Annotated in this window: 14 protein-coding genes and 1 pseudogene; 6 read left to right on the forward strand and 9 right to left on the reverse strand. The window is 69.6% G+C overall.

The window, feature by feature from the left end; genetic code table 11:
* Nucleotides 1-145: 145 nt before the first annotated feature.
* The 4 genes and pseudogenes from AB8998_RS25275 to AB8998_RS25290 all read right to left on the reverse strand — a co-directional run.
* A complete protein-coding gene (locus tag AB8998_RS25275) occupies nt 146-4,096 on the reverse strand; it encodes a DNA-directed RNA polymerase subunit beta' (protein ID WP_369740648.1) in 3,951 nt (1,316 codons plus the stop codon).
* A gap of 34 nt (nt 4,097-4,130) precedes the next feature.
* The gene (gene rpoB, locus AB8998_RS25280; protein WP_369740650.1) at nt 4,131-7,640 is read right to left on the reverse strand and encodes a DNA-directed RNA polymerase subunit beta; all 3,510 of its coding nucleotides are present in this window, start codon (nt 7,638-7,640) and stop codon (nt 4,131-4,133) included.
* A gap of 403 nt (nt 7,641-8,043) precedes the next feature.
* Nucleotides 8,044-9,054 carry an ABC transporter ATP-binding protein gene (locus AB8998_RS25285; protein ID WP_369740652.1) on the reverse strand — a complete coding sequence of 337 codons (1,011 nt, stop codon included), beginning with the start codon at nt 9,052-9,054 and terminating at the stop codon, nt 8,044-8,046.
* Between the two features lie 156 nt (nt 9,055-9,210).
* Nucleotides 9,211-10,311, reverse strand: a pseudogene (locus tag AB8998_RS25290) (carotenoid oxygenase family protein); the annotation flags it as partial.
* On the opposite strand from AB8998_RS25290, the gene AB8998_RS25295 reads away from it, so the two are divergent.
* Complete coding sequence (locus tag AB8998_RS25295; RefSeq protein WP_369740654.1) at nt 10,286-10,915, forward strand: TetR/AcrR family transcriptional regulator; 630 nt, start codon at nt 10,286-10,288, stop codon at nt 10,913-10,915. The pseudogene AB8998_RS25290 and the gene AB8998_RS25295 sit on opposite strands and share 26 nt — an antisense overlap.
* 55 nt (nt 10,916-10,970) lie before the next feature.
* On the opposite strand, the gene rplL is transcribed toward AB8998_RS25295, so the two are convergent.
* The 5 genes from rplL to AB8998_RS25320 all read right to left on the reverse strand — a co-directional run bounded on the left by rplL (nt 10,971) and on the right by AB8998_RS25320 (nt 18,024).
* Nucleotides 10,971-11,363, reverse strand: a complete 393-nt coding sequence (rplL, locus tag AB8998_RS25300; protein ID WP_144951047.1) for a 50S ribosomal protein L7/L12 — start codon at nt 11,361-11,363, stop codon at nt 10,971-10,973.
* Nucleotides 11,364-11,395: 32 nt separating this feature from the next.
* On the reverse strand, nt 11,396-12,004 hold the full coding sequence (gene rplJ, locus AB8998_RS25305) for a 50S ribosomal protein L10 (protein WP_369740656.1): 609 nt from the start codon (nt 12,002-12,004) through the stop codon (nt 11,396-11,398).
* Nucleotides 12,005-12,281: 277 nt separating this feature from the next.
* Nucleotides 12,282-13,217, reverse strand: a complete 936-nt coding sequence (locus AB8998_RS25310) for an ROK family protein (RefSeq protein WP_369740657.1) — start codon at nt 13,215-13,217, stop codon at nt 12,282-12,284.
* Nucleotides 13,218-13,222: 5 nt separating this feature from the next.
* A complete protein-coding gene (locus AB8998_RS25315; protein ID WP_369740658.1) occupies nt 13,223-13,840 on the reverse strand; it encodes a DUF7158 domain-containing protein in 618 nt (205 codons plus the stop codon).
* Nucleotides 13,837-18,024, reverse strand: coding sequence for a glycoside hydrolase family 38 N-terminal domain-containing protein (locus tag AB8998_RS25320; protein WP_369740659.1), 4,188 nt, complete (start codon nt 18,022-18,024; stop codon nt 13,837-13,839). Before AB8998_RS25320 ends, AB8998_RS25315 begins: the two co-directional genes overlap by 4 nt.
* 50 nt (nt 18,025-18,074) lie before the next feature.
* Here AB8998_RS25320 and AB8998_RS25325 point away from each other — a divergent pair, with 50 nt between their 5' ends.
* The 5 genes from AB8998_RS25325 to AB8998_RS25345 all read left to right on the forward strand — a co-directional run bounded on the left by AB8998_RS25325 (nt 18,075) and on the right by AB8998_RS25345 (nt 23,726).
* Nucleotides 18,075-18,644, forward strand: a complete 570-nt coding sequence (locus AB8998_RS25325; RefSeq protein WP_369741756.1) for a DinB family protein — start codon at nt 18,075-18,077, stop codon at nt 18,642-18,644.
* A gap of 52 nt (nt 18,645-18,696) precedes the next feature.
* Nucleotides 18,697-20,043, forward strand: coding sequence for an ABC1 kinase family protein (locus AB8998_RS25330; protein ID WP_369740660.1), 1,347 nt, complete (start codon nt 18,697-18,699; stop codon nt 20,041-20,043).
* A gap of 27 nt (nt 20,044-20,070) precedes the next feature.
* Nucleotides 20,071-20,988 carry an alpha/beta fold hydrolase gene (locus AB8998_RS25335; protein WP_369740661.1) on the forward strand — a complete coding sequence of 306 codons (918 nt, stop codon included), beginning with the start codon at nt 20,071-20,073 and terminating at the stop codon, nt 20,986-20,988.
* A 92-nt stretch (nt 20,989-21,080) separates the two neighbouring features.
* Complete coding sequence (locus AB8998_RS25340; protein WP_369740662.1) at nt 21,081-21,941, forward strand: cyclopropane mycolic acid synthase family methyltransferase; 861 nt, start codon at nt 21,081-21,083, stop codon at nt 21,939-21,941.
* Between the two features lie 255 nt (nt 21,942-22,196).
* Nucleotides 22,197-23,726 carry a flavin-containing monooxygenase gene (locus tag AB8998_RS25345; protein WP_369740664.1) on the forward strand — a complete coding sequence of 510 codons (1,530 nt, stop codon included), beginning with the start codon at nt 22,197-22,199 and terminating at the stop codon, nt 23,724-23,726.
* The last annotated feature ends 38 nt before the right edge of the window (nt 23,727-23,764 follow it).

The following is a 23,764-nucleotide window of genomic DNA, read 5'->3' on the forward strand; positions in this document are numbered from 1 at the left end:
GGCGACTTTCGAAACCGATATCACCGGTGCTATCGGTTTCGCGGATCAAGAGGCGGCTTCCCGCGCGGTACGCCTGTGGCGGATGTGACTGACTTTCGCCATGCACGAAAATGCCCCGGGCGTGCCCGGGGCATTTTCGCGGAAACTACCGGTAGTCGCTGTAGCCGTAGTCGTCCAGCGGAACCGCGGCACCGGTGGCCTGGCCGAAGTCCGGGCTGTAGTACTGATCCTCGTAGGACGGGATCGTGTACGCCGCGGCCCGGGCCTCCTCGGTGGGCTGCACCGCGATGTTGCGGTAGCGGTTGATGCCGGTACCGGCCGGGATCAGCTTTCCGATGATCACGTTCTCCTTCAGACCCTGCAGCTTGTCGCTGCGGCAGTTGATCGCCGCATCGGTCAGCACGCGCGTGGTCTCCTGGAACGACGCCGCCGAGAGCCACGAGTCGGTGGCGAGGCTCGCCTTCGTGATACCCATCAGCACCGGACGGCCGGCGGCGGGCTCGCCGCCCTCGGCCACCACCCGGCGGTTCTCCGCCTCGAACTCCGCGCGGTCGATCAGCGAGCCGGGCAGGAACTCCGTCGCACCCGAGTCGATGATGGTGACCCGGCGCAGCATCTGGCGGACGATCACCTCGATGTGCTTGTCGTGGATCGACACACCCTGGGCGCGGTAGACCTCCTGGACCTCGCGGACCAGGTGGATCTGCACCTCGCGGGGGCCCTGCACACGCAGCACCTCGTGCGGGTCGGCCGAGCCCTCCATCAGCTGCTGGCCCACCTCGACGTGGTCGCCATCGGAGAGCACCCGCTCGGAACCGTCTTCGTGCTTGAACACACGCAGCCGCTGGCGCTTGGAGAGCTTGTCGTACACGACCTCCTCGCCCCCGTCGTCGGGAACGATGGTGATCTTGTAGAAGCGCTCGCCGTCCTCGAGCTGGACCCGCCCGGTGACGTCGGCGATCGGGGCCTTGCCGCGCGGGACGCGGGCCTCGAACAGCTCCTGCACGCGGGGCAGACCGCCGGTGATGTCCTCACCCACACCACCCTGGTGGAAGGTGCGCATGGTCAGCTGCGTGCCCGGCTCACCGATGGACTGCGCCGCCACGATGCCGACGGCCTCGCCGATGTCGACCAGCTTGCCGGTGGCCATCGAACGGCCGTAGCACGTCGCGCACACCCCCGTGCCGGTGGTGCACGTCAGCACCGAGCGCACCTTGACCGAGGTGATGCCAGCCGCAAGCAGGGCGTCGATCTCCGGGTCACCGAGGTCCTCGCCGCGGGCGACGACGACGTTGCCCGCCTCGTCGACCGCGTCGATACCCAGTGTCCGCGCATACGCCGACGTCTCGATGTACGGGTCGCGGATCAGCGTGCCGTCGGGCTGGCGTTCGGCCAGCTCGACGACGATTCCGCGCTCGGTCTGGCAGTCGTGCTCGCGGACGATGACGTCCTGGCTCACGTCCACCAGACGACGGGTCAGGTAACCGGAGTCGGCGGTACGCAACGCGGTGTCCGCCAAGCCCTTCCGGGCGCCGTGGGTGTTGATGAAGTACTCCAGCACGGTCAGGCCCTCGCGGAACGAGGACTTGACCGGACGCGGGATGAATTCACCCTTGGGGTTGGTCACCAGGCCCTTCATGCCGGCCAGCGTGCGGGTCTGGGTGAAGTTACCCGTAGCGCCCGAGTCAACGATCGTGATGATCGGGTTGTCGGCAGGGTAGTGCTCGCGCAGCGCCTGACCGACCTCGTCGGTGGCTTCCTTCCAGATCTCCACCAGCGCCTCGTTGCGCTCGTCATGGTTCAACGCGCCACGCTGGAACTGCTTTTCGACCTTGTCGGCGCGCTCCTCGTAGTGGTCGAGGATCTCCTTCTTGCGCGGCGGCACCAGCACGTCGGCCATCGACACGGTCACGCCGCTGCGGGTCGCCCAGTAGAAGCCGGCGTCCTTGAGCTTGTCGACGGTCTGCGCGACCACGATCATCGGGTAGCGCTCGGCCAGGTCGTTGATGATGGCGGCCTGCACCTTCTTGTGCATCTGCTTGTTCACGAACGGGTAGCCGTGCGGCAGCAACTCGTTGAACAGCACCCGGCCCAGCGTGGTCTCCGCCGTCCAGGCATCGCCCGGCCGCCAGCCGTTGACCCCGAAAAGCTCGGCCTCGACCTCGGCCGGCGGGCGCAGCTGCGTCAGCCGCACCTTGATCTTGGCCCGCACCGACAGCACGCCGCGGTCGAACGCCATGATCGCCTCGGCCGGCGAGGAGTACACGCCCGACTCCGCGCTGTCCTTGGCGGCCGCGACGAATTCGCCCTTGTCGCCGGGGATCTCGGTGGTCAGGTAGTACAACCCGGTCACCATGTCCAGCCGCGGCATGGCCAGCGGGCGGCCGGATGCGGGCGACAGGATGTTGTTGCTCGACAGCATCAGGATGCGGGCCTCGGCCTGCGCCTCCGCGGACAGCGGCAGGTGCACGGCCATCTGGTCGCCGTCGAAGTCGGCGTTGAACGCCTCACACACCAGCGGGTGGAGCTGAATCGCCTTGCCCTCCACCAGCATCGGCTCGAAGGCCTGAATGCCCAGGCGGTGCAGGGTGGGCGCGCGGTTCAGCAACACCGGGTGCTCGGCGATGACCTCTTCGAGCACGTCCCACACCTGCGGGCGCTGACGCTCGACCATGCGCTTGGCGCTCTTGATGTTCTGCGCGTGGTTGAGGTCGACGAGACGCTTCATCACGAACGGCTTGAACAGCTCGAGGGCCATCAGCTTGGGCAGGCCGCACTGGTGCAGCTTGAGCTGCGGGCCGACCACGATGACCGAACGGCCCGAGTAGTCCACGCGCTTACCGAGCAGGTTTTGCCGGAACCGGCCCTGCTTGCCCTTGAGCAGATCGGAGAGCGACTTCAGCGGACGGTTGCCCGGCCCGGTGACCGGCCGGCCGCGGCGGCCGTTGTCGAACAGCGCGTCGACGGACTCCTGCAGCATCCGCTTCTCGTTGTTGACGATGATCTCGGGGGCACCGAGGTCGATCAGCCTCTTGAGCCGGTTGTTGCGGTTGATCACCCGGCGGTACAGGTCGTTCAGGTCCGAAGTGGCGAACCGCCCACCGTCGAGCTGCACCATGGGGCGCAGCTCCGGCGGGATCACCGGGACCGCGTCGAGCACCATGCCCATCGGCGAGTTGCCCGACTGCTGGAACGCCGCGACCACCTTGAGCCGCTTGAGCGCGCGAAGCTTCTTCTGCCCCTTGCCGTTCTTGATGACGTCACGCAGGATCTCGGCCTCGGCGTCGATGTCGAAGTTCTCGATGAGCTTCTGGATCGACTCCGCGCCCATGGCGCCGGTGAAGTACTCGCCGTAGCGGTCGACGAGCTCGCGGTAGAGGTTCTCGTCGACGATGAGCTGCTTGGGGGCCAGCTTGGTGAAGGTGTTCCAGATGTCCTCCAGCCGGTCCAGCTCGCGCTGGGCACGGTCACGCAGCTGGCGCATCTCGCGCTCGCCGCCGTCGCGCACCTTGCGCCGCGCGTCGGCCTTGGCGCCTTCGGCCTCCAGCTCGGCCAAATCGGCCTCGAGCTTCTGCGCCCGCGCCTCCAGGTCGGCGTCGCGCTGGTCCTCGACGGCCTTGCGCTCCACCATCATCTCGGCCTCGAGCGTCGACAGCTCGTTGTGCCGCATCTCGCCGTCGACCGAGGTGATCACGTAGGCCGCGAAGTAGATGATCTTCTCGAGGTCCTTCGGCGCCAGGTCGAGCAGATACCCCAGCCGCGACGGCACGCCCTTGAAGTACCAGATGTGCGTGACGGGCGCGGCCAGCTCGATGTGGCCCATCCGCTCCCGGCGCACCTTGGCCCGGGTCACCTCGACGCCGCAGCGCTCGCAGATGATGCCCTTGAAGCGGACGCGCTTGTACTTGCCGCAGTAGCACTCCCAGTCGCGGGTCGGTCCGAAGATCTTCTCGCAGAACAGGCCGTCCTTCTCGGGCTTGAGCGTGCGGTAGTTGATCGTCTCGGGCTTCTTGACCTCGCCGTAAGACCATTGCCTGATGTCCTCCGCGGTGGCCAGGCCGATACGGAGTTCATCGAAGAAGTTGACGTCTAGCACGTAACTCCCTTTCCCCTTTCGGGTTTGGTAACTATTAAGCCAAGTCCTCGACGGACGCGGATTCGTTGCGCGACAAGTTGATGCCCAGGTTGGCCGCGGCGCGCTCGAGGTCTTCGTCCTCGCCCTCGCGCAACTCGATCGCCGCGCCGTCGGACGACAGCACTTCGACGTTGAGGCACAGCGACTGCAGCTCCTTGAGCAGCACCTTGAACGACTCGGGGATGCCGGGCTCGGGAATGTTCTCGCCCTTGACGATCGCCTCGTAGACCTTGACCCGGCCGACGGTGTCGTCGGACTTGATGGTCAACAGCTCCTGCAACGTGTACGCCGCGCCGTAGGCCTGCATCGCCCAGCACTCCATCTCGCCGAAGCGCTGGCCACCGAACTGGGCCTTACCGCCCAGCGGCTGCTGGGTGATCATCGAGTACGGCCCGGTGGAGCGGGCGTGGATCTTGTCATCCACCAGGTGGTGCAGCTTCATGATGTACATGTAGCCCACCGTCACCGGGTACGGGAACGGCTCGCCGCTGCGCCCGTCGAACAGCCTCGCCTTGCCGTCGCCGTTGACCAGCACCTCCCCGTCGCGGTTGGGCAGCGTGGAGGAGAGCAGACCCTGCAGCTCCTCCTCCTTGGCGCCGTCGAACACCGGAGTCGCGACGATCTGGTCGGGCTCGGCGTGCAGCAGCTCCTCGGGCAGGTTGGCCGCCCACTCCGGTGAACCCTCGATATTCCAGCCGGACTTGGCCACCCACCCGAGATGGGTCTCCAGGATCTGGCCGATGTTCATCCGTCGCGGCACCCCGTGGGTGTTCAGGATGATGTCCACCGGGGTCCCGTCGGGCAGGAACGGCATGTCCTCGGCCGGCAGGATCTTGCCGATGACGCCCTTGTTGCCGTGCCGTCCGGCCAGCTTGTCGCCGTCGGAGATCTTGCGCTTCTGCGCCACGTAGACGCGCACCAGCTCGTTGACACCCGCGGCCAGCTCGTCGTCGTCCTCCCGGGAGAACACCCGGATGCCGATCACCTTGCCGGACTCGCCGTGCGGCACCTTCAGCGAGGTGTCGCGGACCTCCCGGGCCTTCTCGCCGAAGATCGCCCGCAGCAGGCGCTCCTCGGGAGTCAGCTCGGTCTCCCCCTTCGGGGTGACCTTGCCGACCAGGATGTCGCCGTCGCGGACCTCCGCGCCGATGCGCACGATGCCGCGCTCGTCCAGGTCGGCGAGCACCTCGTCGGAGACGTTCGGGATGTCCCGGGTGATCTCCTCGGCGCCCAGCTTGGTGTCGCGGGCGTCGATCTCGTGCTCCTCGATGTGAATCGAGGTCAGCACGTCCTCCTCGACGAGGCGGTTGGACAGGATGATCGCGTCCTCGTAGTTGTGGCCCTCCCACGGCATGACGGCCACCAGCAGGTTCTTGCCGAGCGCCATCTCGCCGTTCTGGGTGCACGGGCCGTCGGCGATGACCTGGCCGGCCTCGACCCGGTCGCCGGCGTCCACGATCGGCGACTGGTTGGCGCACGTGCCGTGGTTGGAGCGCGCGAACTTGCGCATCCGGTAGGTGTGCCGGGTGCCGTCGTCGGCCATCACGGTGACGTAGTCGGCGGACACCTCCTCGATCACCCCGGCCTTGTCGGCGACGACGACATCACCGGCGTCGATCGCGGCGCGCAACTCCATCCCGGTGCCCACCAGCGGCGCCTCGCTGCGCACCAGCGGAACCGCCTGGCGCTGCATGTTGGCGCCCATCAGGGCACGGTTGGCGTCGTCGTGCTCGAGGAACGGGATCATCGCGGTGGCCACCGACACCATCTGGCGCGGCGAGACGTCCATGTAGTCCACCTCGGACGAGGCCACGTACTCCACCTCGCCGGCCTTGCGGCGCACCAGCACGCGCGACTCGACGAAGCGCCCGTCGTCGGCGATCGGCGAGTTGGCCTGGGCGACGACGTGGCGGTCCTCCTCGTCGGCGGTCAGGTAGTGGATCTCGTCGGTGACGACCCCGTCCACGACCTTGCGGTAGGGCGTCTCGATGAACCCGAACGGGTTGACCCGGGCGTAGACCGACAGCGAGCCGATCAGGCCGATGTTCGGCCCCTCCGGGGTCTCGATCGGGCACATGCGGCCGTAGTGCGACGGGTGCACGTCACGGACTTCCAGCCCGGCGCGCTCACGCGACAGACCGCCGGGACCCAGCGCCGAGAGCCGGCGCTTGTGGGTCAGACCCGACAGCGGGTTGTTCTGGTCCATGAACTGCGACAGCTGGCTGGTGCCGAAGAACTCCTTGATCGCGGCCACCACCGGCCGGATGTTGATCAGGGTCTGCGGCGTGATCGCCTCGACGTCCTGGGTGGTCATCCGCTCGCGGACCACCCGCTCCATCCGCGACATGCCGACCCGGATCTGGTTCTGGATCAGCTCACCCACCGTGCGCAGCCGGCGGTTACCGAAGTGGTCGATGTCGTCGGTCTCCACCGGCACCTCGACCCCGCCCGGCACCGTCATCGTGGGCTGGCCCTCGTGCAGGCGGACCAGGTACTCGATGGTGGCGACGACGTCCTCTTGGGTCAGCGTGGTCGACGACGTCTGGGCCGGCTCGGCGCTCAGGCCCAGCTTCTTGTTGACCTTGTAGCGGCCCACGCGGGCCAGGTCGTAGCGCTTCTCCTTGAAGAACAGGTTCTCCAGCAGCGTCTGCGCCGACTCCTTGGTCGGGGGTTCGCCCGGGCGCAGCTTGCGGTAGATGTCCAGCAGCGCCTCGTCGGTGCCGGCGGTGCTGTCCTTCTCCAGCGTCGACATCATGATCTCGGAGAAGCCGAACCGCTCGGTGATCTGCTCGTTGGTCCAGCCCAGCGCCTTGAGCAGCACGGTGACCGGCTGCCGTCGCTTGCGGTCGATGCGCACCCCGACGGTATCGCGCTTGTCGACGTCGAACTCCAGCCACGCACCCCGGCTCGGGATCACCTTGACGCTGTGCAGCAGCTTCTCGGTGGACTTGTCGATGCTCTCGTCGAAGTAGACGCCGGGTGAGCGCACCAGCTGGCTGACGACCACACGCTCGGTCCCGTTGATGATGAAGGTGCCCTTCTCGGTCATCATCGGGAAGTCGCCCATGAACACCGTCTGGCTCTTGATCTCGCCGGTGTTGTTGTTGATGAACTCGGCCGTGACGAACAGCGGGGCCGCGTACGTCATGTCCTTGTCTTTGCACTCGTCGACCGGCGCCTTGACCTCGTCGAAGCGCGGGTCGGAGAACGACAGCGACATCGAGCCGGAAAAGTCCTCGATCGGCGACAGCTCGTAGAGCACCTCTTCGAGGCCGCCCACCGGCTTGGCCTCGCCCCTGGCGAGCGCCGACTCCCGCCAGCGCGGCGATCCGATCAGCCACTCGAACGAGTCGGTCTGAACGTCGAGAAGCCCCGGAACCTCGAGGGGTTCGCGCAGCTTGGCGAAGGAGATTCGGTCTGGGGCCCCGGGCACGGAGCCGTTCGAAGAACTTCCATGAGAGGGACTTTGTGGGCGATCCGTCTTGCTCTGGCGGAAATCTGCCAAGATGCATCCTTCCAGCACCTCGTGCGACTCACTGATGGAACCGGCGGCCACCGGGCCCGTTCGCCGCAAACTGTTTCGTTAGAGCTGGCGAACGATCTGTCCGGATCTCACGCACGCAACTAGACAGCTGAGCCGCAAAGGGCGACTCAACCTAGGACCACAATGTCAGTGGCGGGTGAGGTGGGCAGGAGGTAGCCAGCGCAACGTCCAACAATAGCTCAGGACGGCGCATTCCTCAACTACCCATCACTACCAGCCCTTGGGGGCATCGGCGCTGGCTGGCATCTCGACTTTCCCGTGGACACATGCTGACCAACAGATTGACCCGTTTGGGCCGCGCCGTCAAGGGGGCGGGGCGGCAAGTTGCGGCGAAATATCGCCGCAACCCGGCCGTGCCCAGCCCTCAGTCGCCGAACTCGTGGGATTGGTACTTGTGGGTGCCCTCGAGGTCGTCGAGGATCGCGGCCTGCGCCTTCTGGGGCAGCGTGTGCAGCATGTCGCGCACCCGCGCCTGGCGACGGGCCACCGCCTTGCGCTCGGGCATGCCCGGGGACGCCACGATCTGGGGCGGCACGCCCTCGATCTCCTCGACACCGCCGGCGTGCTGGCCGGCCTCGAGCGCGGCCTGCTCCTCGGCCATGGTGGCCTCGTCCTTCTCCTCGGACATGCCGATCGGCCCGATGCGACGGCCGTTGAGGAACTGCCGCACGACCGGCTCGTCGCTGGTCAGCAGGACTTCCCTGGGCCCGAACATGACCAGCTTGCGGCGGAACAGCATGCCCATGTTGTCCGGGACGGTGCGCGCGATGTTGATGTTGTGCGTCACGATCAGCACGGTGGCGTCGATCTGGGCGTTGATGTCCAGGATCAGCTGGCTCAGGTACGCGGTGCGGACCGGGTCCAGACCCGAGTCCGGCTCGTCGCACAGGATGATCTGCGGGTCCAGCACCAGCGCCCGGGCCAGGCTGGCGCGCTTGCGCATACCACCGGAGATCTCGCCGGGGAACTTCTTCTCGTCGCCGCCCAGGCCCACCAGCGAAAGCTTCTCCATGACGATGTCACGGATCTCGCCTTCCTTTTTCTTGGTGTGCTCACGCAGCGGGAAGGCCGCATTGTCGAACAGGTTCATCGACCCGAACAGCGCGCCGTCCTGGAACATCACGCCGAACAGCGTGCGGATCTCGTACAGCTCGCGCGCCGAGCACTGCATGATGTCGGTGCCGTCGATGGTGATCGAGCCGCGCTCCGGGCGCAGCAGCCCGATGAGGGACTTCAGGAATACCGACTTGCCGGTACCCGACGGCCCGAGCAGGACGCTGACCTCCCCGGCCGGGATATCCAGCGTCACGTCTTCCCAGATCCTCGAGGAACCGAAGGACTTCGTCAGTCCGTTGACCTCGATAGCGACGCCCATGGGAGATCCTTCCGTCCTCGCGTATGCCCACCACCTGCCCGTTTGTGTGGCTTGAGTCACTGTAGCGCACGCCTGAGGCGCGCCATCACGGTTGCGCGGCCCCGCAGAACAAAAGTGGCCGACCCGAGACCGCCCCGCGGTCCCTCGGCCCCGGGGTCAGTGGGCCGGCGACCAGTTGCCGTGGAACCCCATCGGTACGCGCTGCGGCAGGTGCACGGTCGCCACCGGCTCGGTGGTCTGGGCGTCGAGCAACAGCAGTTGCCCCTCGTCCCGGCCGCGGTGGTAATCGTAGCCCATCAGGATGCCGTCGTCCTCGGCGTCCGCCGCGGGGTCGGGCACGAAACACACCTCACCGATCAGCAGGTCGGGGTCGAGCGCGGCCGTCGTCGTGGAGCCCGTCGCGTAGTCGTGCTTGTACAGCGCCGACGAGCGGTCCGCGAAGTACGCGCCGATGGTGTAGCCGAACCGGTGCCGCACCCCGAGCCGGGTCTCGTTGATGCGGGGAAACTCCTGGGGCCGGTCGTCTCGGCATTCGGTGCCGACCGCGCCGGACGCCAGGTTGACGGTCCACCGCTCGAGCGTGGGCGCCGTCTCCCCCGGGCCGTGCCGGTCGCGGTCGAACATCCGCGCGTAGCGCACCACGTCGAGCACCAGCACCTCGGCGCCGTCGCGCATCTCGGAGTAGGCGTTGAGCGGGTGGTAGACGTAGCAGGGTTCGACGTCGAACCAGCGCACGTCGCGGTTGCCCCCCTCGCGGGGCATGACGCCGATGCGTGCGGGATAGCGGGGGTTCCAGGCGTAGGGCATCCGGTCGGAGTGCCGCGGGCTGCGATTCATCACCGCGTTGACCGGGCTCGGCACCCGGACGCGCCCGATCAGCGACTGCATCACCAGCCGGGCGGGCAGCGACAGCCAGCGCGGCACGGAGACGGGCAGCACCTGCGCCGGGTCGAAGGTCACCGGCAGGTCGTAGATCACCACGTACTTGTCGGTCAACGAGAAGTCGTGCATCATCGGCGACCCGGACACCTCGATGCCCACGGTCCGGCGGGCGCGGCCGGCCGTGTCGATCACCGAGTACTGCATGGTGCGTCCGCGGCCGAACGAATAGGACACCGCGTGCAGCTCGCCGGTCGCGGGGTCGCGGTGCGGATGCGCGGTGTAGCCGCCGGCCAGCGTGCCGTCGAAGTCGCACGTGCCCACCGTGTCGAGGTCGTCGGTGAGTTCGTAGTTGGCGATCCCGCCCTCCACCAGCCCCGACGCGCTGCAGACCCGCAAGGTCGCCGGCGCCGCGGGCACCTCGACGATGGCGGTGTACACCCACTTCGGCGGGATGCGCGGGCTCATCGCCGCGGTCGCCGAGGAGGGGCTGCGCCAGTTCGACGCGGCGCTGGCGGCGCCGCAGACCGACGACCCGGTGGCCGACCTGCTGACCACCGGCCTGGCCTACCGGCGCTATGCGATCGAGCGGCCCCACATGTACCGGCTGATGTTCGGCAGCACCAGCGCACACGGCATCAACGCCCCGGCACGCAACGTCCTGAACCTGACCGTCGCCGAGATCGAACAGCACCACCCCAGCTTCGCGCACGTCGTCCGGGGGGTGCACCGGTGCATGGCGGCCGGGCGGATCGCGGCGGGGCCGGCCCACGCCGGCGACGCCGGCGTGGTGGCGACGGCGGCGCAGTTCTGGACGTTGATGCACGGGTTCGTGATGCTCGAACTGGCCGGCTACTTCGGCGGCGACGGCGCGGTCGTCGGGCCGGTGCTCGGCACGATGACGACGAACCTGCTCGTCTCGCTGGGAGATTCGCCCGAACGGGTACGACAGTCGCAGCGGGCGGCGAGCGGCGCGCCCTGAGCACGCGAAACCCCCGGCACCGCAAGGCGGCGCCGGGGGGTTTCGCGGTGACGAACTACTTGACGGTGACGGTGGCGCCGGCGGCCTCGAGCTTGGCCTTGGCCTCCTCGGCGGCCTCCTTGGCGACCTTCTCCAGCAGCGGCTTGGGGGCGCCGTCGACCAGGTCCTTGGCCTCCTTGAGGCCCAGGCCCGAGACGATCTCGCGGACGACCTTGATCACGCCGATCTTCTTGTCGCCGGCACCCTCGAGGATGACGTCGAACTCGGACTGCTCCTCGGCGGCCTCGGCGGGGGCGCCACCACCGGCCGGGCCGGCCGCGGCGACGGCGACCGGGGCGGCCGCGGTGACCTCGAAGGTCTCCTCGAACTTCTTGACGAAGTCCGACAGCTCCAACAGGGTCATTTCCTTGAACGCGTCGAGCAGTTCGTCGCTGGACATCTTTGCCATGGTGTGGGTCCTTCCTGATTTCGGTTTGGGGTTTATTCGGCGTCGGCCGGGGTCTCAGAAGATTCCGTGGGGGCTTCCGAAGCGGGTGGTGGGGAAGCCGGCTCGGCAGCCGGCGCCGAGGCCGGCTCGGCGGCCTTCTTCTCCTGCAGCGCGGCCGCGAGCCGGGCGATCTGCGAGGCCGGGGCGTTGAACAGTCCGGCCGCCTTGGCGAGGTTGCCCTTCATGGCGCCGGCCAGCTTGGCCAGCAACACCTCGCGGGACTCGAGGTCGGCGATGCGCTCGACTTCGGCGACCGTCAGGGCGCGGCCGTCCATGTAGCCGCCCTTGATGACCAGCGCCTTGTGCTCCTTGGCGAAGGTCTTCAGCGCCTTGGCGGCGTCGACGGCTTCGCCGGTGACGAACGCGATGGCCGTGGGGCCCACGAACAGCTCGTCGAGACCCTCGATCCCGGCCTCCGACGCAGCCCGCTTGATCAGCGTGTTCTTGGCGACCGAGTAGGTGGTCGAGGCCCCCAGCGACCGGCGCAGCTCGGCCAGGTTACTCACCGTCAAGCCGCGATATTCGGTGATCAGGGTGGCGGTCGAGCCCTTGAACTGCTCGGTGATGTCTGCAACGGCGGTGGCCTTGTCAGCCCTGGCCATGCATACCTCCTGGTGTGGTCGTGTCCATGTGACCCACCGGAAGAACGACGAACGCCCCGGCGCAGCAGCGGCCGGGGCGTCAACGGTGCGCCGGCGCGCGCCGGCGATGATGCCTCGTCCTCCTGCGCGGGCCGCCGGGATGCTCCCGGACCTTCAACCGATTGCTCGGTGACCGACGGTCTTCGGTGGATCGGCCATCAGGATAGCCCGGCCACCCGCGGTCGGCCAAAACGGCGCGATACGCCGGGGACCGCCGCCCAGGGGCTCACCGCGGAACTCACGCCGCGGCGGGGGGCCGGTCCAGCGTGGCGAGCCGGGCCGCGCCGACCAGACCCGCCTCCCCACCGAGCTCCGCGGGCACCAACCGCAAGCCGGCCAGGAAGTCCAGGCCGGCGTAGCCGGCCAGCGCCGCCCGCAGCGGCTCGAAGAGCAGGGGACCCGATTTCGCGACCCCTCCCCCGACGACGACCAGGTCCAGGTCGCACACCGCGGCCACCGAGGCGATCATCGCCGCCAGCGCGGTGGTGCCCCTGCGAAAGGCTTGCTGCGCCAACGGATCCCCGGCCGCCGCCGCGGCGGCCAGACCCCTGGCGCCGGTGCCGGGCGGCGCGGACCAGCCGTGTGCCCGCGCCCAGCGCACCATCGAGGGTCCCGACGCCACGGTCTCGACGCAGCCGTGGCCGCCGCACGTGCAGGGCCGCCCGTCCTGTTCGACCACCACATGACCGACGTGCCCGGCGTTACCGGTGCGCCCGGCATACGGCACGCCGTCGAGCACCAGCCCGCCGCCCACGCCGGTGGAGACCACCATGCCCAGCATGAAGCGCGCCCCGCGCCCCGCGCCGCGCCAGTGCTCGCCCAGCGCCATGCAGATGCCGTCGCCACCCAACCGCACCGGCACGCCGGGCGCCCCGGGAATCAGGGCCGCGACCCGGTCGCGCAGCGGGAAGCGCTGCCAGCAGCTGATGTTGATGGGGCTGACGGTGCCGCGGTGAACGTCGACGGGGCCGGCCGACGCGATGCCGACGGCGCCGACGGGAGCGTCGGCCACGCGCTGCACGTCGGCGATTGCCGCGGCGACGGCGTCCCACACCGATTCGGCGACCCCGTCGGTGGGGGTGGGCCGCACCGCGGTGTGCACCAGCGCGCCGGCGGCGTCGGCCAGCCCGGCGGCGATCTTGGTGCCCCCGATGTCCAGGCAGAGGGTGTACATCGCGCTCAGTGCCGGTGGGTGTTGTCGGGTTGGCGCGGGTCCCCGGGATGCTCGTAGCCGGGCGCCAGCCGGACCAGCGCCGCCCGGCGCTCGTCCAGCCAGATCCGGAAGGCGCGGCGGCGCGCGGCGCCCCGCAGATGCTCGGCGATCGCGCACCGCACCTCCGCCAGCGGCGGGCCGACCACTGCGGGGGCCCGCCAGCCGTGCCGGGCGGGGGCCGGCGCGGCGAACCGCAGCGGGTTGCGGGCGTGGTAGGCGGCGACGTCGTCGTCGGTCACCGCGACCCCGGCGGTGACGTCGGCGAACAGCGCGCGGGCGCGCGGATCGGCCAGCGCGGCGGCGGCGACGCTGCCGATCTCCAGCCGGGCCGCGGCGTCGGGCAGCAGCTCCCCCTCGGTCGGGGCGCCACCCGCGGTGAGCCCGCGCGCGGCGGCCTCGGCGGCGACCACCCGCTCGGTGACGATCAGCTGGGTCAGCCAGCGCCGCAGTTGGCGGCCCTCGCTGCTACCGGCGGCGGGCAGCGCCGCCGCACCCGGACCGGCGCGCAACCGCGCCTCCCGCAAGTCGACCTCGGCGAGCGCGACGGGTGCGCCGCCGACGGTGGCGACCGGATGGCCGCTCATGTCACGGTCACCCGCACCGCCGGTGAGTAGACGAGCCGCCCGGCACAGCCCAGCCGGACCAGGGCCCACCACCGGCCCGGCTCCAGCCAGGCGGGCGGGGTCACGTCGAAGCCCAGTTCGATCGTGCCGCCGGCGGGCAGCACGGCGCCGCGCGCGGCCGGGCCCAGCCACTCCCAGGTGCCCCACGGGCTGATCAGATGCGCCTCGAGCGCCACGTCGGCCCGCGCGCGGGTGCCGACCGTGACCGCCAGCCGGGCCGTGTCGCCGGCGCGCAGCGTGACATCGGCGGGCCCGTCCAGCAGGTAGGCCAGTCCGCCGGGATCGGCGTCGCCGCCCACCGCCACCACGCATACATCCTCGACCACCTGGCGCCACGCGGCGGGGATTTCGCCGCCGGCCAGGCGCAGCTGCGCGCGGACGGGATAGAGCCCGGGCCGTGCGCGAGCCGGGATCGCCACCGTCACGTCGGCTTCCCGGTGCCCGCCGGGCTCCAGCGCCAAGGGCAGCTCACCCGGCGTGGCCGACCAACCGTCCGGGCACACCAGCGTCACCGCGCCGTCCAGTGCGGCATCGCTGCAGTCGCCGGCCGCGGTCAGCCGCAGCACCACCTCCGCGCCGGGGTCGGCGGTCACCCGGGTGGGGTGCAGGTGGGCGACCGCGGGCAACCCGCCGAGGGGCGCGGGCCCCCGGTTGTGCAGCCAGTAGCGCGCGTAGAGGGGTTGAGCGGCCTCGGCGTGCGGGGCCAGCGCGGCGGAAGACGCGGAAGACGTTGACAGCCGGGGCGTTTCGAGCCTCGCCAGCACGGTGGCCACCTGATAGCCGTGCAGGTGCACGGAGTCGACGGGTTCGCCCGCCTCTTCCAGCAGGTCGGCGGCGCGCAGGCCGGTGATCGCGGCGATCGAGGAGCCCAGCGCCACGCGGGTGGGCGTCCCCGTCGCCTGCACCAACCGCAGCGCCACCGCGCCGGGGTCGACCGGCCGGGCGCTGCCCCCCGCCAGCGGGTTGCCCGCCGCCTTGAGGGCGGCGAGCTGCACCGCGTCGGCGGGGTCGGCGCGCAGCAGCGATCCCGCCGGCGGCAGCACGGCGTCCCGCTCGCCGGCGACGACGGCAAGCAGCGGGTGGGAGAACTCCGCGCTGCGCGCCGGAATCCCGGCGCGCCGCCAGTCGCCGTCGCCGCAGGCCAGCGCGTAGTCGAAGGCGTGCGTCCAGTGCTGGAGCTGGAAGTTCGAGCCGTCGGGCGCGGTGCGGCGCGGCTCGTCGATCCAGACGCCCGACGGCCAGCCGGTGCAGGACCGCATCAGCGCGGTGTGCAGCGTGCCCTCGGTGTCGACGGCGAAGCTGGGCACCCCGCGGTTGAGCAGCGCGACCGTCCGGTCTTCGCAGGGGCCCATTCCCGACGGCGCCCGCTGCGTGACGGCGATCTCGGCGTCGGCGAGGTCGTCGGCCACCGCCGCGATCTCGGCGCGCAGGCTTTCCTCGTCGCGGCCGTCGATCACCAGCACGGGCAGCGCCCGCGGCGGGCGCAGGTCGGCGCCGGGCACCCAGACCGCCGCCAGCGGAGCCGCGGCCGGCACCCACACCCTGGCCCGGCCGGTCGCGGCCAGTTGCCGCTCGAGTTCGGCGGAGTATGCCGGGCCGGCCTGCGCGAGAACGGCTCCGGTGAAGACGTTGCGGGCCGGCCCGCCGAGTGCGATCCGCACGTCGGGCAGGTTGGAGTCGACGTCGAGGTGGCCGTAGCGCGGCTTGCCGGCGCCGCTGCAGGTGGCCGTGACACCGGCGCGGACCAGCGCCACCATCAGCTCGCGGGCCAGCGGCGCGGAGGTCGTCTCGTCCGGCGACACCACCTCGGCCACCGACACCGCCCGCGCGTCGGCGCCGACGCGCACCCGGGCCGCCACGGACAGCCCGAACCAGCCGTAGGCCGGGTTGTCCAGGGTCCACAGGTGCTGCGCGGTGTCCACCGAGCGTTCCCGGTCGCCGAGCAGGGCGAAACCGCGCCCGATGACGGCGTCGCCCACCTCGCTGACCGGCATGGCGCCGGGCACCGGGCACGGCCAGCGCAGGCGCACCAAGCGGTCGGCACCGGTGAACTCGTCGACGGTGGTGCGGCAGTCCACCCGCGCCACCCCGCGCCACAGCGTCAGGGTCTGGGTGTAACGCAGCAGCGCGCCGACGCGGCCGTGGACCACCAGCCGCTGGCCGAGCGGGCCGCGGTAGGCCTGCACCCGCGCGGGGAAATCGGCCGAGCACACCACCGGCCCCTTGGGCAGCAGGTGCCACGGGCCCTCGCCCTGCGTCGGGTGCGCCGGGTATTCCTCGTAGACGGTCAGCTCGTTGCCGACCCGGCCGTCGGCGATCAGCTGCCGGGCACCGTGCCGCAGCGCCGCCACGCCCCCGCCCCGCGCCGGGTCGACCGCCAGCCGGTAGTGCTCGTTGGCGATCTCGGATCCGGGCACCGGCTCCCAGCCGGTGGGCTCCCCGCCGGGGACCAGACGGTAGGCGCGCCAGCCCAGCGACGGCACGTCGGCCGCCAGCCAGGTGACCGACCGGCCGTCGTGCCCGACGTGGGCGGGCACCTCGGCGCCGTCGGCGTCGACCACCCGCACCCCCGGTGCGGCGGCGCGGTCGAGCCGCGCGGTCACGATGTCGGTGCGTTGCCGGGCCAGCGGATTCCACACGGTCACGTCCCCGCTCACCGCCTCCGAGAGCAGCGCCAGCGAGTTGTCGCGGGTCGCGCGGCCCAGCTCCCACGCGTCGCGCCAGCCGGTCAGCAGGTCCAGGTAGACCTGGTCGGACTGCGATCCGGTGATCGCGTCGTGGTGCGCCCCGTAGGCCAGCTGCACCCACGCCTTGGACAGCGCGGCCTGCGGATACTCGGCGCCGGTCGTCAGCGCGGCGAACACGGCGAAGCGCTCGGCGGCCAGCACGGCGTTCTCGGCGGCCCGGTTGGCCTGTTTGGTGTCGATGTAGGACACGTCCTTGCCGGTGTAGATCGGGTTCATGTCGCGGGTCTGCGGCGACGGCGCACACCCGCGCCCGGCCAGTTCGGCGCGCACCGCGGCGAAGAACTCCCGCGGCAACGCGCACACGAAACGCGGCCAGGTGTAGCGGGCGGCCCAGTCGCGGTGGATCGAGGTGACCCACTTGTTCGGCGGCGTGTAATCGGTGCCGACGGGTAGCAGCACGTTGCGCGTCAGCGCGACCCGCTTGAGTTGTCCGAACAGCGCGTAGGTGGCGTCCTCGGCCTCGGCGAGCGTGCTCGCGGAGTCCATCCACCAGCCCGCCGAATAATGCGCGGGCATGTAGTGGGTGAGCAGGCCGCGGCCGGACGGCGAGATCCACTCGAACTCGCTGCTGAACTGCATGCGATCGAGGCCACCGGTCTCGGGACCGCCCTGGGCCGGGCCCCACTGGTGGTGCGGGCCGCGCGCCCACGAACTCGACGTCAGGCCGGCGTCGGCCGCCAGCCCGGGGAACTGCGGGTCGTGGCCGAACACGTCGAGCTGCCACGCGGTGGCCGGGTCGGCGCCCAGCACGTGACGTTGAAAACCGATGCCGTGGACCAGATTCCGGATGGTCGTCTCCGGGCTGGTGAGGTTGGTGTTGGGTTCGTTGTAGGTGCCGCCCATCACCTCGACGCGGCCCTCGGCCAGGAACCGGCGCAGGTCGGCCCGGCCCTCGGGGCGCGTGTCCCAGTACGGCTTGAGGTAATCCACCTCGGCCAGCACGAATTTGTAGTCGGGATCGCGGCGGGCCGTTTCCAGGTGGGCGCGCACCAGGTCGAAGCCGTTGCGCTGGCGCGCCCGCCCGGGCGGGTCCTCGGTCCACTCGCTGGTGTAGGCGCCCTGGGTGTTCCACCAGACCGGGTCGTAGTGGAAGTGGCTGACCATGAACATCGTCCAGCCGGGCTCGGCTGTCACGAACTCGAAGGTGAATTCGAACGACCTGCCCGACGGCTGGACGCGGGCGGCGCGCCGCTCACCGACCACCGGCCGCTCCACCACCACCGCAACCTCGACCACCTCCTGCCCGGCGGCCGCGACGGCTTCCCCACGCAGGCCGTCGCCGTCGATGCGGACCGGCGTCGGGCGCGTGCACCCGGAAACGGTGACCCGCACCAGTTGCAGCGGCGCATCCGGCGGCCCGACGAACAGATCGGTCGCATCGGCCGAAACCACCTGCATGCCCGCACCTTACGGGGAAGGATCGTCCCATGCCCGCACTCGCACCGCCCGTGAGCGACGAACGAAGCGCCCTGCGCGAGTTCCTGGCTTTCCACCAGAGCGCCTACTTCGCCGTGTCCCACGGCCTGCGCGACGAGCAGGCCCGGTCCGCACCGTCGGCCAGCGCCCTGTCGATCGGCGGGCTGGTCAAGCACGCCACCGGGATGCAGCGCAGCTGGATGGCCCGCGTCGCCGCCGCGCCGGGCGCGCCGCCGAAGGACACCCGGCCGTTCGAGGAGATCGCGGCGGAGTTCGCCGACCAGCACGTGATGCGGCCCGACGAGACGCTGGCCGGGCTGCTGGCGGCATTGGAAATACAGAACGCGGCGTCGCTGCGGCTGGTGGAGACCGCCGACCTCGACGCCGCCGTGCCCGTCCCGCAGGACATCCCGTGGTTCCCGAAGAACCAGCGGGCCTGGTCGGTGCGCTGGGTGATCCTGCACGTGATCAACGAGCTGGCCCGGCACGCCGGGCACGCCGACATCGTGCGCGAAACCATCGACGGCGCCACCATGTACGAGTTGGTCGCCGCGCGTGAGGGCTGGGAAATCCAGGGCTGGCTCAAGCCCTGGAGCCGGTGAGCGGCCCCGCAGAGATTGGGAGTTGACACCGCCGGTTTGGCAGACTGCTGGAATGAGCTCTACCAAACACCGAGAGGTGGCCAGGCTGGACCGGGTGCCCCTGCCGGCCGAGGCGGCCCGGGTGGCCGTCACCGGCTGGCAGGTCACCCGCGCCGCCGCCCGCTTCCTCACCACGCTGCCGGGACGGGGGCCGTGGCAGCAGAAGGTGATCAGGCAGCTCCCGCAGACCTTCGCCGACCTCGGCCCCACATACGTCAAGTTCGGACAGATCATCGCGTCCAGCCCCGGCGCGTTCGGCGAATCGCTGTCCCGCGAGTTCCGCGGCCTGCTGGACCGCGTGCCCCCCGCCGACAGCGCACAGGTGCACAAGCTGTTCGTCGAGGAGCTCGGCCGCGAACCCGCCGAACTGTTCGCCACCTTCGAGGAGGAGCCGTTCGCGTCGGCGTCCATCGCCCAGGTGCACTACGCGACCCTGCACACCGGCGAGGACGTCGTCGTCAAGATCCAGCGGCCGGGCATCCGCCGCCGGGTGGCCGCCGACCTGCAGATCCTCAAGCGCTTCGCCCAGGCCGTCGAACTGGCCAAGCTGGGCCGCCGGCTCTCGGCGCAGGACGTGGTCGCCGACTTCTCCGACAACCTGGCCGAGGAGCTGAACTTCCGCCTCGAGGCGCAGTCGATGGAGGCCTGGGTCTCCCACCTGCACGCCTCCCCGCTGGGCCAGGGCATCCGGGTGCCGGAGGTGCACTGGGACTTCACCACCGACCGGGTGCTGACGATGGAGCGGGTGCACGGCATCCGCATCGACGACGCCGCCGCCATCCGCAAGGCCGGCTTCGACGGAACCGAGCTGGTCAAGGCGCTGCTGTTCAGCCTGTTCGAGGGCGGCTTGCGGCACGGGCTGTTCCACGGCGACCTGCACGCGGGCAACCTCTACGTCGACGAGGCGGGCCGCATCGTGTTCTTCGACTTCGGGATCATGGGCCGCATCGACCCGCGGACCCGCTGGCTGCTGCGCGAACTCGTGTACGCGCTGCTGGTCAAGAAGGACCACGCCGCGGCCGGCAAGATCGTCGTGCTGATGGGCGCGGTCGGCACGATGAGGCCCGAGGCCGAGGCCGCCAAGGACCTGGAGCGCTTCGCCACCCCGCTGACGCTGCAGACCCTGGGCGACCTGTCGTACGCCGACATCGGCCGGCAGCTCTCGGCGCTGGCCGACGCCTACGACGTCAAGCTGCCGCGCGAGCTCGTGCTGATCGGCAAGCAGTTCCTCTACGTCGAGCGGTACATGAAGTTGCTGGCGCCGAAGTGGCAGATGATGTCCGACCCGCAGCTGACGGGGTACTTCGCCAACTTCATGGTCGAGGTCAGCCGCGAGCACTCCTCCGACCTCGAGGCCTGACCGAGATCGATGCAAAGTCCGAGACCGATGGAAATACGCAGCGGGCACGCCGTCTCGTCCTCTCCCGCCGGTGACCTGAAGCTCTACTACGAGGACATGGGCGACATCGACCATCCGCCCGTGCTGCTGATCATGGGGTTGGGCGCCCAGCTGCTGCTGTGGCGGACCGCCTTCTGCGAGAAGCTCGTCCGCCACGGGCTGCGGGTCATCCGCTACGACAACCGCGACGTCGGCCTGTCCAGCAAGACCGAGCATCGCGGCGCCGGGCAGCCATTACCGATCCGGTTGGCCCGCTTCTGGGTAGGTCTGCGCTGCAACGCCGACTACACCCTCGACGAAATGGCCGGCGACGCCGCCGCGGTGCTCGATCACCTGGGCATCGAGCACGCCCACGTCGTGGGGGCGTCGATGGGCGGCATGATCGCCCAGGTCTTCGCGGCGCGGTTCCCCGAACGGACCAGGACGCTGGGAATCCTGTTCTCCAGCAACAACCGCCCGTTCCTGCCGCCGCCGGCCCCGCGCGCGTTGCTGGCGCTCCTCAAGGGCCCACCGCCGGGCTCACCGCGCGAGGTGATCATCGACAACGCCGTGCGCGTCACCAACATCATCGGCAGCCCGCGCTTCCGCGCCACCGAGGAACAGGTCCGCGCGGAAGCCGCCGAGGGCTACGACCGCAGCTACTACCCGCAAGGCGTCGCCCGGCACTTCGGCGCGATCCTGGGCACCGGCAGCCTGACGCGGTACAACCGGCGCATCGGCGCGCCGACCGTCGTGATCCACGGCCGCGCCGACAAGCTGATGCGCCCCTCCGGGGGCCGGGCCGTTGCGCGCGCCGTCACCGGGGCTCGACTATTCTTGTTTGACGGCATGGGCCACGACCTACCTCAACAACTGTGGGATCGGCTGATCGGCGTGCTGACGAGCAATTTCGCCGAGGCCAGCTGAGGTCGGTCGGCCGGGATTTTCACGGGGTTGGGAGCGAATTCCGTGGGAACTCTGTCAGGGCCAAAATCGTGGCGTTGGAAGGATGGTTGACGATGAGCGACCTGAAACCCTATTACGAAGAGTCGCAGGCGACGTACGACCTCTCGGACGACTTCTTCGCGTTGTTCCTCGACCCCAACATGGTCTACACCTGCGCCTACTTCGAGCGCGACGACATGACGCTGGAAGAGGCGCAGCTCGCGAAGCTGGACCTGGGGCTGGACAAGCTGCACCTCGAGCCCGGAATGACGCTGCTCGACGTCGGATGCGGCTGGGGCGGGGCCGTGGTCCGAGCCCTCGAGAAATACGACGTCAACGTCATCGGGATCACGCTGAGCCGAAATCACTACGCGCGCACCAGAGATCGGCTGGCCGAGATTCCGACGACCCGGCGGGCCGAGGCCCGGCTGCAGGGTTGGGAGGAGTTCGACGAACCCGTCGACCGGATCATCAGTTTCGAGGCGTTCGACGCGTTCAAGAAGGAGCGGTGGCCCGTTTTCTGGGACTGGGCCTACAAGACGCTCCCCGACAACAGCCGGATGATGATGCACAGCATCTTCACGCGGCCGCAGTCATACTGGCACGAGCACGGCATCCCGATCACGATGACGGACCTGCGTTTCCTGCGCTTCCTCGGCAAGGAGATCTTCCCCGGCGGGCAGATGTGCGGCGAACCCGACATCGTCGACAACGCACGCCACAGCGGGTTCTCCATCGAGCAGGTCCAATACCTGCAGCCCCATTACGCCCGGACCCTCGACATGTGGGCGGCCAACCTGGAGGCCAACCGCGAACGCGCTATCGCCGTCCAATCCGAAGAGGTCTACGACCGCTTCATGCGCTATCTCACCGGCTGCGCGGGCCTGTTCCGTAAGGGCATCTCCAGCGTCGCCCAGTACACGCTCACGAAGTGAGGGCGGCCGCCCACGGCGCGCCGCCGGATCCCGCTGCGCCACTTCGGGTTCGGCCGACGGTTCACACGGAGCGCAGCTCGTCCGGCGCGCATGCGCCGACGGTCCCCACCTCGTACGTCTTCGACGCTGTGGCGCTTTCGCGGCCGGGATCGCTTTCCGTTCGGCGCCCGCCGCGGCCGCCGTCGTGGCGCGTTGGCAAACAAGCGACCGCTGGGTAGCATCGCTGCGAACGTAAACCAGGAGAGCATTTCCAGCATGTCCGAGCAACCGACGAGTCCGGGGACGACGCGGACGCCGTTCGATGACGTCCGGCCCGGCTACGACGTGGTCATCGTCGGTGCCGGTTTCGGCGGCATCGGCGCGGCGATACAGCTCAAACGGCTCGGATACGACAACATCGCGATCCTGGAACGCGAGCCCGGCCTTGGGGGCACCTGGTACCTCAACCGGTATCCGGGCCTGGCCGTTGACGTTCCGGGCACCACCTACTCGTACTGGTTCGAGCCCAACCCGCACTGGTCACGGCTGTTTCCGCCCGGTGCCGAGCTGCGGCAGTACGCCGAAGACGTCGCCGACAAGTACGACGTGCGCCGCCACATCCGGTTCGACACGACCGTCGAGAGCGCGCGCTGGGACGAGGACGCTCACGTGTGGCGGGTGGCACTGGCCGGCGGCGACGGCCTGACGACGCGCTTTCTGATCACCGCCACCGGATTCCTGTCACAGCCGCACACACCGCAGATTCCCGGCATCGAGGGTTTCGGCGGCAAGATCGTCCACACCACGGCGTGGGATCACGACTACGAGTTCGAGGGGCGGCGCGTCGCGCTCATCGGAACCGGGGCGACCGCGGTGCAGTTGATTCCCCAACTGGCCGCCAAAGCCTCCGACCTCACGGTGTACCAGCGCACCGCGATCCATGTGGTGCCCAAGATCGACTTCGCCATCCCGGCCTGGCTGCGTTGGGTGTTCGCCCAGATCCCGCTTGTGCAGCGCGCCCTCAGGCAGGTGACCGACACCGTTTTCGACGTGATCCTGGACGGTGCGCTGCACTACCGCGGTTTGCGGCGGCTGAACATCGCCGCGTCGGATCTCTCGAAGATCAACCGCTTCATCGCGATCCGCGACAAGGAATTGCGCCGCAAGCTGACGCCCGACTACGACTTCGGCTGCAAACGCCCGACCTGGTCGAACAGCTACTATCGCACCTTCGCCAAGCCCCACGTACATCTGGAGACCAACCGCATCGAGCGGATCGAGCCCGACGGCATCGTCACCGTCGACGGACACAAGACCGTCATCGACACGTTGGTGCTGGCCACCGGTTTCGACCTCTGGGACGCCAACTTCCCCGCCTTCGAGGTGGTCGGCCGAAAGGAGCGGAACCTCGGGAAATGGTGGCGCGATGCCGGGTTCCAGTCCTACCAGGGAGTGTCCATACCGTATTTCCCCAACCTGTTGAGCCTGGCCAGCCCGTTCGCGTTTTCCAGCTTGTCGTTCTTCAACACCGTCGAATATCAAATGCGGCACATGGACCGGCTTTTCGGTGAGCTCCAGCGCCGGGGAGCCACCGAGTTCGAGGTGACCGAGGGGGCGATGGCGCGGTTCATGGATCGGATGACCGCACGCCTCGACAAGACCGTCTTCCACGCGGGCGACTGCACCACCTCGCGGTCCTATTACTTCGACCCCACCGGCAGGGCGTCATTGCTGCGGCCCACGTCGGTGCTCAACGCGGTGCGGGAGGCGTCGCGCTTCCCGCTGACCGATTACACGATCAGCTGACCCGAATCGAGAAATCCCCCGCAAGCGTGTTTTGAATC

Source organism: Mycobacterium sp. HUMS_12744610 (assembly GCF_041206865.1).
GTDB classification, from domain to species: Bacteria; Actinomycetota; Actinomycetes; order Mycobacteriales; family Mycobacteriaceae; genus Mycobacterium; species Mycobacterium servetii.